Raw genomic sequence first — 15,455 nt, 5'->3', positions numbered from 1 at the left:
CGGCGGGTACGGGTCGCGTCGGGGCGGTGGGACTGGCCGGGCCGGCGGGGCCTATGAGGCTGGCTGGGCCGATGGGGCGGGGCGGGCCGCGGCGCAGGTCGGGGCGGGATTCGTCGCGCGGAGCGTGAGGCCCGTCACCGTGGGGTCGGCGGAACCGGGACGGCGGCGGCGCGCGTCCTGACTGGCGTGCAGGGTCATGGTCCCGGCCGCACGGCCGACATCCGCTTCCGCTTCGCGGGCATCCTCCTCCTGGTGGCGCAGCTCGCCTTCATCGCCTGGCTCTCCCTGCGCCCGCTGGCCGCCACCTGGGTCACGGCCAGCAATCTGGAGCCGCTGGCCTCCATTCGTGGAGACCTCGACGTCGGGTTCGCCGAGGCCACCCGGCGCATCGCGCGCGAGCTGCTGCTGTACGCGCCGCTCGGGGTGCTGCTGCCGCTGGCGGGGGGCCGCGTCGACGCCCACCGGCTGGCGTCGCTGCTGCGTACGGTGCTGGCCAGCGCGTTGATCTCGTGCGCCATCGAACTCGCCCAGTCCACGGTCTCCGGCCAGGTCGTGGACGTGGACACGGTGCTGCTCAACACGGCGGGCGTCGCGCTGGCGCACCTGGCGGTGGTGCCTGCCGTACGGGCCCGGCTCCGCCGCCGGGGGCAGGGCCGGGCGCCGGCCGCCCTCCCTCGGGAGGAGGCGGCCTCGGGGATGACCCCGACGATCTCCAGGGTCGGCATCGCACCGTAGTGCGACGCCCCGTCGGCCGCGGGCACCTAGCGTGGAGCTATCGACAGTTCCTCGGGTGAGACCGCGGACGACGACAGGGAGTCATCCATGAGCACCGCTCTCGTACGCCCTCAGAACACCAAGATGATCGCCGGCGTGTGCGCCGGGCTGGCCCAGCGCTTCGGGACGTCCGCGACCACGATGCGGGTGATCTTCGTGGCCTCGTGTCTGCTGCCGGGCCCGCAGTTCCTGCTCTATCTCGCGCTGTGGATACTGCTGCCGGCCGACAACAAGAACCGGGCCGGCGCCTGGTGAGCCACCGGCCCGGGCCGATGCGCCGGGCGCCGGAGCGCGGCGGGCACACGCGGCGGTGGGCCGCCCGCCCGTTGCCGGACGTGCGGCCCACCGTGGCTCGCGCGCGAAGCGTCAGCCCCCGAGCGGCAGCCCGCCGAGCAGGCTCTGCACCGGGTTCGGAGCGGTCTTGGCGTCGGGCTTCGCGAGCTTCTCCGTCTTCTTCGGCAGCGTCTTCACCGCTTCCTTGGCCGGGCCCGTGACCGGCCCGAGCCCGGACGGGGCGGCCGAAGCGGTTCCCGCGGCGGTGGCGGCGAAGGCGATACCCACGGCGGTGACGCCGAGGGTCTTGATCGTTCCCTGCTTCATCAGAAATCTTCCTTGGTACGGGGTTCTTGAGCGGCACTGCAACGTAGCCAGCCGCTCCGATGCCCCGCAAACACCGGAGGTGGGCGGGAATGTCGGGAGTGCCGGTGCGTGCCCGCACCGCCACCACCCTCGCCGCAGCACCCCACCGCACCAGGAGAACCGCTGGTCAGCGCCTATCCGACGGCGGTCTGACGGAACAGCCACTCGGCCTTCAGCTCGGCGTATCCGGGCTTGATCACGTCGTTGATCATCGCCAGACGTTCATCGAAAGGGATGAACGCGGACTTCATCGCATTGACGGTGAACCACTGCATGTCGTCCAGCGTGTAGCCGAAGGTCGACACGAGGTGCTCGAACTCGCGGCTCATGCTGGTGCCGCTCATGAGCCGGTTGTCGGTGTTGACCGTGGCCCGGAAGTGCAGCTTGCGCAGCAGCCCGATGGGGTGCTCGACGTAGGAACTCGCGGCGCCGGTCTGCAGGTTGGAGGTGGGGCACAGCTCCAGCGGGATGCGCTTGTCGCGCACGTAGCTGGCGAGTCGGCCCAGCTTGATGGCGCCGTCCTCGGACACGTGGATGTCGTCGATGATCCGCACCCCGTGGCCGAGCCGGTCGGCGCCGCACCACTGGAGCGCCTGCCAGATCGACGGCAGCCCGAACGCCTCGCCCGCGTGGATGGTGAAGTGGTTGTTCTCGCGCTTGAGGTACTCGAACGCGTCCAGGTGCCGGGTGGGCGGGAAGCCCGCCTCGGCGCCCGCGATGTCGAAGCCGGCGACGCCCAGGTCGCGGTAGCGGTTGGCCAGTTCGGCGATCTCCAGGGAGCGGGCGGCGTGCCGCATCGCGGTGAGCAGCGCGCCCACGCGGATGCGGTGGCCGGCCGCGCGCGCCCGGCGCTCGCCCTCGCGGAAGCCCTCGTTGACCGCCTCGACCACCTGCTCCAGCGTCAGCCCCTGCTCCAGGTGCTGCTCGGGGGCGTAGCGCACCTCGGCGTAGACGACGCCGTCGGCGGCCAGGTCCTCGGCGCACTCGGCCGCTACCCGGCGCAGCGCCTGCGCGGTCTGGAGGACGGCGCAGGTGTGCGCGAAGGTCTCCAAGTAGCGTTCGAGCGAACCGGAATCGGCCGCCGCGCGGAACCAGGTGCCGAGCGCGGTGGGGTCGGTCTCGGGCAGCCCCTCGTAGCCGCTCTCGCGGGCCAGTTCGACGATGGTGGCCGGGCGCAGCCCGCCGTCGAGGTGGTCGTGCAGCAGCACCTTGGGGGCACGCCGGATCTGCTCCGGGTTGGGTTGCTGGGTGTTCTCGCTCGTCATCTGCGCACCATAGCCCCTACGCGCGTAGATCGCCTGGGGTAACCGGCTGGATAGATACGGAACAGTGACCAGTCTGCGTAGTGGAGTACACCCTTGCTTCTGCCATCGTTCTGACATGGCTCAGCAAGCGTTGCCGGAACGACCGGATCGAAGCGCCCGGCTGGGGCGGCCCGTGGGGGTGGCGGCGGAGGGGAAGGCCGTCGGTGGGGTGGCGCTGCTGCTGCCCGACGGCACGCCAACCGGAACCCGACGGCCGTCCGCGCTGTCGGCCGCGGCGATGTGGCCGCTCGCGCGCGGGCTGGCGAAGGCGGGCCGGCCGGAGGGGCTGACGGCACACGTCGTCCGCTATCGATGTCGCGGCTGGAACGGGTCGGCCGCGGACCCCGTGGCGGACGCCGAGTGGGCCGCGGACGAGGTGGTGCGGCGCTACGGGGACGTGCCGATCTGCCTGGTCGGAATGGGCATGGGGGCGCGGGCCGCGCTGCTCGCGGCGGGGCACTCGGCCGTGGGCTCGGTCCTCGCCATCGCCCCCTGGCTACCGAGCCCGGAGGCCACGCTGGACCCGGACCCGGTCAAGCACCTGGCGGGCAGACAGGTGCTCGTCGTGCACGGCAGCAACGACGAGCACACCGACCCCGAACTCTCCTACCGGCTGGTCGAGCGGGCCAAGAAGATCAACAGCACGGTGTGCCGCTTCGAGGTGCACACCGACGGCCACCGCCTGCAACAGCACCGGCAGGAGGTGTACGCGCTCGCCGCCGACTTCGCGCTGGGCTCCCTCTTCGACCAGGACTACGCGCGTCCACTGGCGGACGCGCTGGCCGCCCCGCCCCCGCTCGGCCTGCGGATGCCGCTCGCGGCGGGCTTCGGCTCGTCGCTACGGCGGTAGCGCGGGCCGGGAACGGGGCCGGGGGGCGAGAGGCGAGGGGCGAAGAACGGGGGTGGAGAGCTGAGCCCGCGGGTTCCGCACGGGACGGGGTCGGCAGGGGGCGGGGGCGGCGGGTCTCGCGGGGCAGAGCGGGGCGGGGCCACGGAGTGGGGCGGGGCGGGGCCACGGGGCGGAACCAGGGCGGCGACGGCTCGGCGGTGGCCTGGCAGTGGCAGGGCGGCAGTTCGGCGGTGGCTCGGCGGCGTAGGGGGGTGGGGCGCACGGGGGTGGGCGCGGGGCGCATGGAAGACTTGTCGGCATGCCTTACCGCCGGCCGGTTTCCCGCACCCGTGTCCGCAGCCGTCGCCCCGCGTTCGCCCGCGCGGCCGGCCTGATGTCCGGCGCGCTCGCCGCCACCGTGGCGCTCACCGGGTGTGGCAGCGGTAGCTCGTCGGGCAAGGCCACCTTCACCCGCAACGGGTCCAGCACCATCGAGACCGTAGCCAAGGCCGACCGTACGGCCGCGCCCGACATCTCCGGGGCCGCGCTGGACGGCGAACGCGTGCGGCTCGCCGACTACCGGGGCAAGGTGGTCGCGATCAACCTGTGGGCCTCCTGGTGCCCGCCGTGTCGCGCCGAGACCCCGAGCCTGGTCAAGGTCGCCGCCGAGACCAAGGGCGACGTGGCGTTCATCGGTCTGAACAGCGACCACGAGAAGGCCCAGGGCCTCAAGTTCGAGAAGGAACTCGGGGTGCGCTACCCGAGCTGGCACGACCCGGCGGGCAAGCTGGCGCTGCACTTCCCGAAGGGCAGCTTCAACCCGCAGGGCATTCCGTCCACCCTCTTCATCGACCGCGACGGCAAGATCGCCGCCCGCGCGCTCAGCCCGGTCGGCGAGGACGACCTGCGCGAGGCCCTCAAGCCGCTGCTGGCCGAGAAGTCCTAGCCGCCGCGCGGCACCGGACGCCGGCCGGGGCAGCCGTCGGCCGGCAACCGCCGGCGGGGCCGGGGTCGGCCGGGCAACCCGCCGGCGAGGCCGGCGTCGGCGACCGTCAGCGGGGCAGGAGCTGGCCACGGCGGCTCAGCAGGAAGCGTTTGAAGGCCGCCACCGGTGGCGTGTCCGGGTGCCCGTCGAGCCAGGCCACGCCGATCTCGCGGACCGCGCGCGGCGCCGTGACCGTCAGCTCCACCACGCCGGGCCGCGGCACCGCGGGCGGCGGTAGCAACGCCACGCCGAGGCCGGCCGCCACCAGACCGCGCAGCGTCTCGGCCTCCTCCCCCTCGAAGGCGACCTTCGGCGTGAACCCGGCCTCGGCGCACACCGCGTCGGTGATCCGGCGCAGCCCGTAGCCCGGTTCCAGGGTGACGAAGAGTTCGCCGGACGCCTCGGCGAGGCGGACCCGCTTACGGTGCGCGAGCCGGTGGTCGTCGGGGACGACCAGGCGCAGCTTCTGCTCGTCGAGGCGGCGCGCGACCAGGTCAGGGGCGTCGGGGACGGGTGAGGTCAGGCACAGGTCGAGGTCGCCGGCGCGGAGCCGTTCGAGCATCGCCTCGCCGTAGTTCTGGACGAGTTGGAAGCGCACCCGCGGGTGGTCGGCGCGGAACGCGCGCAGCAGCCCGGGCACGGTCTCGGAGCCCAGCGTGTGCAGGAAGCCGAAGGCGACCTTGCCCGCGGCCGGGTCGGCGTCGGCGCGCACCGACTCCGCGGCCCGCTCCACCTCGGCCAGCGCCCGCTGGGTGGAGGCCAGGAAGGTGTGGCCGGCCGGCGTGAGCGAGACGGTGCGGCCGTGCCGGGCGAACAGGGCGACGCCCAGGTCCGCTTCGAGCCGCGCCATGGCCCGGCTCAGCGTGGACTGCGGCACGCCGAGTTGCTGCGCGGCGCGGGTGACGTGCTCGTACCGCGCCACGGCCGCGAACTGCACGAGCCTCGGCGCGAGGGCCGCCGCCCACGAGGCGGCATGGGTGCCGGACGCGGCCGGAGTCGACGGGGACGGGGTCGGGCGCGCGGGCGGGGTCGAGGGCGGGCCAGCGACCGGGGGCGCGGCCGGGTTCGGGGTCGGACTCCGGGTGGGAGTCACGGTCGACGGCCGCGCGACGGTAGGTGTGTCCGACGTGACTTTTTCCTTTCCCTGGCGTGACACGGAACGGACTGACCTGCGCTCATGCTCCATGGGATCGATTATGGCGATGTTGTGCATTGGACGCATGAGAGCGCTCTGCTTACGGTCGTGGACATGCCTCCTGCTGATACCGGGGCGTCCACCGAACTCCGTGTGGGCGCCTCTACCGCGCCGTTCCCCCGTACCACCACGACCGCCGCCGCGCCGCCCGCCACGGCCGCGCCCGAGCGGCAGGCCGCGCCGGCCTCCGAGCCCGCCGCCGACTCCGGTCGCCTCGCGCGCCGTTGCCGCGCCGCCGCCTCCCGCGCGCGCCGGCGTCCGAACCCCCCGGGCCCCCGCCCCTGCCGCCCCGCGCCCGGCAAGGCCGCCCGCGAGAGCGGCCCGAACTCCGGGCCCGCCCCGGCGCGCACGCCGGGCACGCCGGAACAGAGCCCCGCGGCCGGTCGGCCCGCGCCCCGCGCGCACGGCGCGGCCGGCGCGGCCGGCGGTGCGGGCCAGGGGGCCGACTCCGACGGCGGCAAGCTGCGCCCCGGCGGACCCGGTTACCGACGCATGAGCTTCGGGCTGCTGGCCGCCGGCATCTCCACCTTCGCCCTGCTCTACTCGACGCAGGCGCTGCTGCCCGCCATCTCCGGTGACCTGGGCGTCTCGCCGGGCCAGGCGAGTTGGACCGTGTCGGCCGCGACCGGTGCCCTCGCGCTCGCGGTGCTGCCGCTGAGCGCGCTCTCCGAGCGGTTCGGTCGGCGCACCCTGATGACCGTCTCGCTGAGCGTCGCCGCGGTCGTCGCCCTGCTCACCCCGTTCGCGCCCAACCTGGGCTGGCTGGTCGCGCTGCGCGCCGTCCAGGGCGCCGCGCTGGCCGGGGTGCCCGCGTCCGCGATGGCGTACCTGGCCGAGGAGGTGCGGGGCAAGGCGCTGGTCGGAGCGATCGGCCTGTTCGTCGCGGGCAACAGCATCGGCGGCATGTCCGGTCGCATCCTCACCGGCTGGGTCGCCCAGGCGTGGGGCTGGCGGGCGGCGCTGGCCGCGGTGGGGCTGCTGGCGGCGGTGTGCGCCGTGGTCTTCCGGCTCCTCGTGCCACGGGCCCGGCACTTCACGTCGCGCCCGGTCGGGCCGCGCGCGCTGGCCCGCACCATCGGGGGCCACCTGGCCGACCCGCTGTTGCGCCGGCTGTACGCGATCGGGGCGCTGTTCATGACCGTGTTCGGCGCGGTCTACACCGTCATCGGCTACCGGCTGATCGAGGAGCCGTTCAACCTGCCGCAGGGCGTGGTCGGGTCGATCTTCCTGGTGTACCTGGTCGGCACCCTCTCCTCGGCGGCGGCGGGCCAACTCGTCGCCCGGCTCGGCCGGCGCAGCGCGCTCTACCTCGCGGTGGGCACCACGGCGCTCGGCCTGCTGCTGACGCTGACCTCCACGCTGCTCGCGGTGCTGCTCGGGCTGGTGCTGATCACGGCGGGCTTCTTCGCCGGGCACGCCGTGGCCTCCTCCTCGGTCAGCCGCACCGCCACGACGGGCCGCGCGCAGGCGTCCGCGCTCTACCAGTCGGCGTACTACCTGGGCAGCAGCGCGGGCGGCACGCTCGGCGCCATCGCCTTCCACACGGCGGGCTGGGAGGGCACCGTCGTACTCGGCCTCGCGGCGATGGTCGGGGCGGCGAGCATCACGCTCTACGCGACCCGCAAGGCGCTGGCGCAGCGGCGGGCGCTGGCGGCGGCGCGGTAACGGGCTCACCAGGGGCGCCACCACTCTGGGTGGCGCCCCTGCCTGCTCCGATCACGCAACCGGAAGGAGCCCCGTGTCCAGGGTGACGTTGAACGGCTCCGGCAGCTTCAGTTCGCTGTCGTAGGCCACGGTGTCGAGGACCCGATACATGCCGTTCTTTGGCTGTCCGTAGAGCGTGGCCGTGGGCTTGCCCGAGTGCCAGGCGTCCAAGAGAAGGTAGAGGGGCACGGCTGCGGTGGCGTAGGCGCGAAACTTGTCGATCCTGTCGTGATTGGCGTTGCTGCGTGACGTGATCTCGACCACGAGTCGCGCCTCCCCCGCTGCGGAATAGCCCCTATCGCCCCTCGGCGCCTTCTTTGGGATCACCACAAGGTCCGGCACGAAGGCGCCTCTACGTTCGGGCACGGTAAGGCCCAGGTTCTGATAAATCCCCCAGTCTCTGGGGATGACCCCGTACAACACTCGTTGCACCTCGTCGGCAGCATCGTTGTGTTCCCAGGACGGTGGTGGTGCCACGGTGACGATCCCCTCGATGATCTCCACCTTGCAGCCCTCGGGTGCGTCCGTCTCCTCCCAGACACGGACCAGGTCGTCCCACTCTCGACCGGAGGCCGAGGAGTGATCGACGGTGAGTGCGCTCATGGCGGTCTCCTCCATTAGGTGCGTCACCGATCCCAGCATGCCCAACCGCACCCGAGCCGGTCCACCGACACACACCACTCGAACGTGTGAGCGCATACCGAACCCGCGCGCCCCTAGAGCGATGCCCTCGCGCCCCGCCCGCGCCCGCACACCCGCGCACCACCCGCCGGGGGCGGCGCCTGCGCGCTATCCGATGCGGTCCAGCACCACCGGCTGCGGCTCGAACCGCGTGTCGGCCGGGGCGATCAGGACGCCGCCGTTGAGGGCCTCCAGGGCGTAGCCGAACTTCTCCGGGGTGTCGGTGTGCAGGGTCAGCAGGGGCTGACCTGCGACGATCCGGTCGCCCGGCTTGGCGTGCAGCTCGATGCCGGCGCCCGCCTGGACCGGGTCGTCGCGGCGGGCGCGGCCCGCGCCGAGCCGCCAGGCGGCGACCCCGACGGCGTAGGCGTCCAGGGTGGTGAGCACGCCGTCGGCGGAGGCGTTGACCACGTGCTGCTCGCGCGCGACGGGCAACTCCGCGTCCGGGTCGCCGCCCTGGGCGAGGATCATCCGGCGCCAGTGGTCCATGGCCGAGCCGTCGGCGAGCGCCCGCGCCGGGTCGGCGTCGGGCAGTCCGGCCGCCGTCAGCATCTCGCGGGCCAGCGCCACGGTCAGCTCGACCACGTCGGCCGGGCCGCCGCCGGCCAGCACCTCGACCGACTCGCGCACTTCGAGGGCGTTGCCCGCGGTCAGCCCGAGCGGCGTGGACATGTCGGTCAGCAGCGCGACCGTGCGCACCCCGTGGTCCGTGCCGAGGCCGACCATGGTGGAGGCCAGCTCGCGGGCCGCTTCGATGTCCTTCATGAAGGCGCCGGAGCCGACCTTGACGTCCAGGACCAGCGAACCCGTGCCCTCGGCGATCTTCTTGGACATGATCGAGGACGCGATGAGGGGGATGGACTCGACGGTTCCGGTGACGTCGCGCAGCGCGTACAGCTTCTTGTCGGCGGGGGCCAGGCCGTCGCCGGCGGCGCAGATGACGGAGCCGACGTCGGCCAGCACGCCGAGCATCTCGTCGTTGCTGAGCGCGGCCCGCCAGCCGGGGATGGACTCCAGCTTGTCCAGGGTGCCGCCGGTGTGGCCGAGGCCGCGCCCTGAGAGCTGGGGGACGGCGGCGCCGCAGGCGGCGACGAGCGGGGCGAGCGGCAGCGTGATCTTGTCGCCGACGCCGCCGGTCGAGTGCTTGTCGGTGGTCACCCGGGGCAGCGACGAGAAGTCCATCCGCTCGCCCGAGGCGATCATGGCGGCGGTCCAGCGGGCGATCTCGGCCCGGTCCATGCCGTTCAGGTAGATCGCCATGGCCAGCGCGGACATCTGTTCGTGGGCGACCTCGCCGCGGGTGTACGCGTCGATGATCCAGTCGATCTGGGCGTCGGTGAGACGGCCGCCGTCGCGCTTGGCACGGATGACGGAGATGGCGTCCATGGGCGTGCGGGCCTTTCTGGGCGGGGGTGGCGCGGGGGTACGCGGGGTGCGCGCGCCCCCGGCCGCCGCGCGGTCGGGGGCAGGCGACCGCCCCGGGCCGTCGGTAACGAGGCAGGTGGCACGGCCACTGGCCCGTACAACGTCCGGGGCGGTCCTATCGTTCGAGGTCGGCGTCGCGTTCGGGATCGGCCCCGGGTTCGGGGCCGGCACCGGGCGCGGGGGAAGCGCCGGGCGCGGGGGAAGCGGCGCGTTCGAGGTCGGCGGCGCCGAAGGCGTCCGGGAGGAGTTCGGCCAGCGGGCGGATGCCGCGGGCGGTGTCCACCCGGAGCCGTGGGCCGCCGTGTTCCCACAGCAACTGTCGGCAGCGCCCGCACGGCATGAGGACCCGGCCCTCGCGGTCGCAGCAGGTGAACGCGGTCAGCCGGCCGCCGCCGCTCGCGAACAACGCGGAGACCAGGCCGCACTCGGCGCACAGCGCGACCCCGTAGGCGGCGTTCTCGACGTTGCAGCCGCTGACGGTGCGGCCGTCGTCCACCAGGGCCGCGGCCCCGACCGGGAAGCCGGAGTAGGGGGCGTAGGCCCGGGACATGGCCTCCCGGGCCCGCTGCCGCAGTTCCCGCCAGGCGCTCTCGGGGAGCGGGGCGAGGGTGTCGGGGGCGTCGGTCATCCGCCCTGGCCCCTTCGGTAGGGCCTGTTGTTGGCCTTGGGCATGCGGAGTCGTTGCGCCGCCAGGGCCATCACGAGCAGGGTGACGATGTACGGCGTGGCGCCGACGAGCTCGTTCGGTACGGAGTCGGTCATCGCGTACCAGACGATCAGCAGCGCGGCGGCCAGGCCGCTCAGCCCCGCCGCGATGTAGTGCTGACGGGTCAGTCGCCATACGGCGAGTGCCAGCAGGCCGAGCGCGACGAGCAGTATCAGGGCGTGCACGGTGGTGCCGCCGCTGCGCAGTTGCAGCGCGTCGGAGTAGCCGAACAGGCCCGCGCCCATGGCCAGGCCGCCGGGGCGCCAGTTGCCGAAGAGCATGGCCGCCAGGCCGATGTAGCCCCGGCCGCCGGTCTGGCCCTCGTTGTAGATGTGCGAGCGGACCAGGGCGAGGAAGACGCCGCCGAGGCCGGCCAGCGCGCCGGAGGTGACGACCGCCGCGTACTTGTAGAGGTAGACGTTGACGCCGAGCGACTCGGCGGCGGTCGGGTTCTCGCCGCAGGAACGCAGCCGTAGCCCGAACGAGGTCTTCCACAGCACGAGGAAGGTGCCGGCGAACAGGGCGATGGCCAGCACGGTCAGCGCCGAGATGTCGGTGACCAGGCCGCCGAGGATGCCGGCCACGTCGGAGACCAGGAACCAGTGGTGTTTCTCCAGGTCGGCCAGCCAGTCGGCAAGACCTGGCACGGTGAACTGCTGGATGTCGTCGACCTGCGGCGACTGCTTGGGGCTGCCGCCCTCGTCGGCCAGCGGCTCGAACCAGCGCTTGGCCAGGTACGAGGTGGCGCCCAGGGCCAGGATGTTGATGGCCACGCCGGAGATGATGTGGTCCACGCCGAAGGTGACCGTGGCCACCGCGTGCACCAGGCCGCCGATCGCGCCGCCGAGCACGCCGGCCAGCACGCCGGTCCACGGGCCCCACTGGTAGCCGGCCCAGGCGCCGAAGAACGTGCCGAGGATCATCATGCCCTCGAGCCCGATGTTGACCACGCCGGCCCGCTCGGCCCACAGCCCGCCGAGGCCGGCGAGGCCGATGGGCACGGCCATCGACAGGCCGGCGGCGATCTGGCCGGACGAGGTGATGTTGTGGAACGCGGGCGTCTGACCCGAGGCGACCTGGTCGATGATCTCGCGGACCACCGACAGCGTGATCAGGGCGCCCGCGATGATCAGCAGCACCTTGGCGAAGGACAGTCGTCCGCCGGCGGCCCTGGAGGCGCCCGGCGGGCCCTTCGGGGTCTTGGTGAGAGTCGGGGCGCCGCTCACTGGGCCACCTCCCGCTTGGTGAGATTGACGGCCTGCTGGGCGAGTTCGGCGCCCACCCGCTGCTGCTGGCGCTTGATGCCGTAGCGGCGCACCAGTTCGTACGCGATGACGACGCACAACACGATCACGCCCTGCATCACGCCGACGATCTCCTTGTCGTACCCCTCGAACTCCAGCCGGTTCGCGCCGCGCTCCAGGAAGCCCCACAGCAGGGCGCCCAGCGCGATGCCGACCGGGTGGTTGCGGCCGAGGAGGGCCACGGCGATGCCGGTGAAGCCGACGCCGAGCGGGAAGTCGGCGGTGAACTGGTGCGTGTCGTTGAGCACGGTCGGCATGCCGACCAGACCCGCCATCGCGCCGGAGAGCACCATGCTGGTGACGATCATGCGCTTGACGCCCACGCCGCTGGCCTGCGCGGCGGGCTCGGAGCGGCCCACCGAGCGCAGGTCGAAGCCGAACCGGGTGCGGCCGAGGACGAACCAGAAAGCGAGCCCGGCCAGCACGGCCACCACGAGGAAGCCCCAGACGGGGTCGAGGTCGCCGCCGGCCGGAATGGTGAAGAAGTGGCTGGACTCGGGGAGCGGCTCGGTCGAGACGATGTTGGTGTCGGGGTCGAGCACGCCGAGCCGGCCGTCCACGAGCAGGTAGCTGATCAGGGCGGTGGCCAGCGAGTTCAGCATGATGGTGCTGATCACCTCGCTGACGCCTCGGTAGACCTTGAGTAGTCCGGCGATCGAGGCCCACATGGCGCCGACCAGCATCGCCACCAGGATGATCAGCGGGATCTGCACCAGGCCCGGCAGGTTCATCGCGCCGCCGACGGCTGCCGCGATGAAGGCGGAGAGCCGGTACTGGCCGTCCACGCCGATGTTGAACAGGTTCATCCGGAAGCCGATGGCGACGGCGAGGCCGGCGAGGTAGTACGTGGTGGCCTTGTTGAGGATGTAGACCTGGCTGTCGGCCTTGCTGCCGTACTCGAACATCACGCCGAAGGCGTTGAACGGCTCCTTGCCCGTGGCGAGGAGCACCAGGGCGGTCACCGTGAACGCGGCGACCAGGGCGAGGGCGGGCGCGGCGATGGCCAGCAGCACCCGCTCCTTGTCGAACTTCTTCATCGGCCCTCTCCCGGCCCGTCGGTGGGGTGCTCCAGATGGCCGCTGGCCGCGCCGGTCATCGCCGAGCCCAGCTCCTCGGGGGTGATCGAGGCGGGGTCGGCGTCGGCCACCAGTCGGCCTCGGTACATCACCCGCAGCGTGTCGGACAGGCCGATCAGCTCGTCCAGGTCGGCCGAGATCAGCAGCACCGCGAGGCCCTCGCCGCGGGCGGCGCGGATCTGGTCCCAGATCTGGGCCTGCGCGCCGACGTCCACGCCGCGCGTGGGGTGGGCGGCGATGAGGAGCTTGGGCAGGTGGCTCATCTCCCGGCCGACGATGAGCTTCTGCTGGTTGCCGCCGGACAGCGAGGCGGCCGTCACCTCGATGCCGGGGGTGCGCACGTCGTACTCGGCGACGATGCGCTCGGTGTCGCGCCGCGCGGCCTTCGGGTCAAGGAGCCAGCCACGGCTGTTGGGCGCCTCGGTGACGTGCCCGAGGATGCGGTTCTCCCACAGCGGGGCCTCGAGCAGCAGCGCGTGCCGGTGCCGGTCCTCGGGGACGTAGCCGATGCCGCCCTCACGCCGGGCGCGGGTGGGGGCGTGCGAGATGTCCCGCCCGTCCAGCGTGATGGTGCCGCCGTCGGGGTCGCGCATGCCCATGATGGCCTCGACGAGTTCGGCCTGCCCGTTGCCCTCGACGCCGGCGATGCCGAGGATCTCGCCCTTGTGGATGGTGAGGTCGATGCCGTCGAGTACGGGGCGGCTCACGCCGTCCGCGTCGACGGCGCTCAGCCGCAGGTCGGCGACGCGCAGCAACTCCACGTCGGTGACGGTCGACTCGCAGGTCTGCGGCGAGGGCAGCTCGCTGCCGACCATCAGCTCCGCGAGCTGCTTGGCGGTGGTCTTGGCCGGTTCCACGGAGGCGACGGTGGTGCCGCGCCGGATGACGGTGATGTCGTCGGCGACCGAGAGCACCTCGCCCAGCTTGTGCGAGATGAAGATGACGGTCAGGCCCTCGGAGGTGAGTTCGCGCAGGTTGTCGAAGAGCGCGTCGACCTCCTGCGGCACCAGCACCGCGGTCGGCTCGTCCAGGATGAGGACGCGGGCGCCGCGGTAGAGCACCTTGAGGATCTCCACCCGCTGCCGGTCGGCGACGCCGAGGTCCTCCACCAGCGCGTCGGGCCGCACGCCGAGCCCGTACGCCTCGGAGATCTCGCGCACCCTGGCGCGTGCCCTGGCCCCGATGCCGTGCAGCTTCTCGGCGCCGAGGACGATGTTCTCCAGGACGGTCAGGTAGTCGGCGAGCATGAAGTGCTGGTGCACCATGCCCACGCGGCGCGCGATGGCGTCGGCCGGGGAGTGCAGTTCGACCTCTTCGCCGTGGAGGGCGATGGTGCCCTCGTCGGGCCGCTGCATCCCGTAGAGGATCTTCATCAGGGTCGACTTGCCCGCGCCGTTCTCGCCGACGAGGGCGTGCACGGTGCCGCGGCGGACCGAGATGTCGATGTCGTGGTTGGCGACGACGCCGGGGAACCGCTTGGTGATTCCGCGGAGTTCTACGGCGAAGGGGTGTTCCTCGCCGGCGGGTGGCTCGCCCGTGGGGGCGCTGGCGGCTTTGATGGCGACTCCAGAGGGTGGGGTGGTGGCGGCCCCGCGGGGAGCGGGAGGCCGCGCCCCAGGGGAAGGGCCCGGAGAAAGCAGCGGCTACGCGGCTTCCTCCAGGCCCGGTGCAACGGCCTCACGGCCTGTGTGCGGGTCAGCCCGCGTAGGTGGACTTCACCTTGATGTCGCCCGCGATGATCTTCTTCTTGGCCTCTTCGATCTTCGGCTTGATGTCGTCGAGGAAGCCGCCGGAGTACGAGAGGGAGACGCCACCCTGCTTGAGGTCGTACGTCTGAACGCCGGTCATCGCCTTCTTGTCCTTCAGGACGCTGACGATGAAGTCGTAGACGGAGCCGTCCACGTTCTTCACCACCGAGGTGAGGATGGAGTTCTTGTAGTCGGCCAGACCCTTTTCGTAGTACTGGTCGCCGTCGACGCCGATCGACCAGGTGCCCTTCTTCTTGGCGGTGGCCTCGATGGCGCCGGAGCCCGAACCGCCCGCCGCCGAGTAGATGACGTCGATGTTCTTGTCGAGCATGCCCTCGGCCATGTCCTTACCGCGGTCGGGCAGGCCGAAGCCGTCGGTGCTGCCCGGGGTGACCCACTGGACGTCCACCGTCGCCTTCGGGTTGGTCTCCTTGACGCCCTGCACGTACCCCGCGGCGAACTTCTTGATCAGCGCGCTGTTGGTGCCGCCGATGAAGCCGACCTTGCCGGTCTTGCTCTTCAGCGCGGCGGCGACGCCGGCCAGGTAGGAGCCCTCCTGCTCGGCGGAGACCAGGCTGGCCACGTTCTTGGCCTCGACGACCGAGTCGACGATGGCGAAGTCGGTGTCCTTGTACTTCTTGGCCGCCTTGGCGAGCGAGGGGGTGTAGGCGTAGCCGACGCCGATGACCGGGTTGTAGCCGGCCTCGGCGAGGTCGGCGAGCTTCTGGTAGCGGTCGGCCTCGGTGTCGGTGTTCTTGGCGGTCATCTCCTTGCCGCCCACCTTGAGGTCCTTCTTCGCCTTGTCGAAGCCCTTGGCCGCGGAGTCGTTGAAGGAGTGGTCGCCCCGGCCGCCGACGTCATACGCCAGGCCGATGCCCTTGTCCTTGTCCCCTTCTTCCGAACTGCTGCCACACGCGGTGGCGGAGAAGGCGAGAGCCGCGGTAGCGATGCCCGCGACGGCGATCTTGGATGCCCGGCGCACGAGGGTCCCCTTCACTCGAAGCGCCACCTGTGGCGCTGATTTCCGCCGCATCGTAACGCGCGTAGAACCGCAGAAAAGGGGAGTCAGTAAGCCGTTATCGGAT

At 72.3% G+C, this 15,455-nt stretch carries 15 protein-coding genes; 5 read left to right on the top strand and 10 right to left on the bottom strand.

Annotated elements, in window-relative coordinates:
* Positions 1–186 precede the first annotated feature (186 nt).
* Positions 187–735 carry a VanZ family protein gene (locus H7H31_RS21655; RefSeq protein WP_187059967.1) on the top strand — a complete coding sequence of 183 codons (549 nt, stop codon included), beginning with the start codon at positions 187–189 and terminating at the stop codon, positions 733–735.
* An 87-nt stretch (positions 736–822) separates the two neighbouring features.
* The gene (locus tag H7H31_RS21650) at positions 823–1,029 is read left to right on the top strand and encodes a PspC domain-containing protein (protein WP_187059966.1); all 207 of its coding nucleotides are present in this window, start codon (positions 823–825) and stop codon (positions 1,027–1,029) included.
* A gap of 111 nt (positions 1,030–1,140) precedes the next feature.
* Here H7H31_RS21650 and H7H31_RS21645 read toward each other — a convergent pair whose 3' ends face one another.
* Together H7H31_RS21645 and H7H31_RS21640 are read right to left on the bottom strand one after the other, a co-directional pair.
* The gene (locus tag H7H31_RS21645; protein WP_187059968.1) at positions 1,141–1,374 is read right to left on the bottom strand and encodes a hypothetical protein; all 234 of its coding nucleotides are present in this window, start codon (positions 1,372–1,374) and stop codon (positions 1,141–1,143) included.
* Positions 1,375–1,547: 173 nt separating this feature from the next.
* Positions 1,548–2,678 carry an adenosine deaminase gene (locus tag H7H31_RS21640; RefSeq protein WP_187059965.1) on the bottom strand — a complete coding sequence of 377 codons (1,131 nt, stop codon included), beginning with the start codon at positions 2,676–2,678 and terminating at the stop codon, positions 1,548–1,550.
* Between the two features lie 115 nt (positions 2,679–2,793).
* Between H7H31_RS21640 and H7H31_RS21635 the strand changes: the two genes are divergently transcribed.
* Together H7H31_RS21635 and H7H31_RS21630 are read left to right on the top strand one after the other, a co-directional pair.
* On the top strand, positions 2,794–3,567 hold the full coding sequence (locus H7H31_RS21635; RefSeq protein ID WP_187059964.1) for an alpha/beta hydrolase: 774 nt from the start codon (positions 2,794–2,796) through the stop codon (positions 3,565–3,567).
* 298 nt (positions 3,568–3,865) lie between these two features.
* On the top strand, positions 3,866–4,492 hold the full coding sequence (locus H7H31_RS21630; RefSeq protein ID WP_187059707.1) for a TlpA family protein disulfide reductase: 627 nt from the start codon (positions 3,866–3,868) through the stop codon (positions 4,490–4,492).
* A gap of 106 nt (positions 4,493–4,598) precedes the next feature.
* Here the strand turns inward: H7H31_RS21630 and H7H31_RS21625 are convergent, their stop codons facing one another.
* Positions 4,599–5,468, bottom strand: a complete 870-nt coding sequence (locus H7H31_RS21625; protein WP_232110012.1) for a LysR family transcriptional regulator — start codon at positions 5,466–5,468, stop codon at positions 4,599–4,601.
* 750 nt (positions 5,469–6,218) lie between these two features.
* Here H7H31_RS21625 and H7H31_RS21620 point away from each other — a divergent pair.
* Positions 6,219–7,391, top strand: coding sequence for an MFS transporter (locus tag H7H31_RS21620; protein WP_187063544.1), 1,173 nt, complete (start codon positions 6,219–6,221; stop codon positions 7,389–7,391).
* Between the two features lie 51 nt (positions 7,392–7,442).
* On the opposite strand, the gene H7H31_RS21615 is transcribed toward H7H31_RS21620, so the two are convergent.
* The 7 genes from H7H31_RS21615 to H7H31_RS21585 all read right to left on the bottom strand — a co-directional run bounded on the left by H7H31_RS21615 (position 7,443) and on the right by H7H31_RS21585 (position 15,352).
* The gene (locus tag H7H31_RS21615; RefSeq protein ID WP_187063541.1) at positions 7,443–8,033 is read right to left on the bottom strand and encodes a Uma2 family endonuclease; all 591 of its coding nucleotides are present in this window, start codon (positions 8,031–8,033) and stop codon (positions 7,443–7,445) included.
* A gap of 186 nt (positions 8,034–8,219) precedes the next feature.
* Entirely contained in the window at positions 8,220–9,497 is a 1,278-nt protein-coding gene (locus H7H31_RS21610; RefSeq protein ID WP_187063540.1) for a thymidine phosphorylase, read from the bottom strand.
* A 154-nt stretch (positions 9,498–9,651) separates the two neighbouring features.
* Entirely contained in the window at positions 9,652–10,164 is a 513-nt protein-coding gene (locus H7H31_RS21605) for a cytidine deaminase (protein WP_187063539.1), read from the bottom strand.
* Entirely contained in the window at positions 10,161–11,468 is a 1,308-nt protein-coding gene (locus tag H7H31_RS21600; RefSeq protein WP_187063538.1) for an ABC transporter permease, read from the bottom strand. Before H7H31_RS21600 ends, H7H31_RS21605 begins: the two co-directional genes overlap by 4 nt.
* Positions 11,465–12,583: an ABC transporter permease gene (locus H7H31_RS21595; protein ID WP_187063537.1), complete on the bottom strand. Its 1,119-nt coding sequence runs from the start codon at positions 12,581–12,583 to the stop codon at positions 11,465–11,467. The genes H7H31_RS21600 and H7H31_RS21595 overlap by 4 nt, the downstream gene beginning before the upstream one ends.
* Positions 12,580–14,181: an ABC transporter ATP-binding protein gene (locus H7H31_RS21590; RefSeq protein WP_187063543.1), complete on the bottom strand. Its 1,602-nt coding sequence runs from the start codon at positions 14,179–14,181 to the stop codon at positions 12,580–12,582. Before H7H31_RS21590 ends, H7H31_RS21595 begins: the two co-directional genes overlap by 4 nt.
* A gap of 136 nt (positions 14,182–14,317) precedes the next feature.
* On the bottom strand, positions 14,318–15,352 hold the full coding sequence (locus tag H7H31_RS21585) for a BMP family lipoprotein (RefSeq protein ID WP_176162071.1): 1,035 nt from the start codon (positions 15,350–15,352) through the stop codon (positions 14,318–14,320).
* Positions 15,353–15,455 lie beyond the last annotated feature (103 nt).

It is taken from the genome of Streptomyces buecherae (assembly GCF_014295035.1).
GTDB lineage: Bacteria > Actinomycetota > Actinomycetes > Streptomycetales > Streptomycetaceae > Streptomyces > Streptomyces youssoufiensis.
This window is presented reverse-complemented; position numbering and strand designations above follow the sequence as displayed.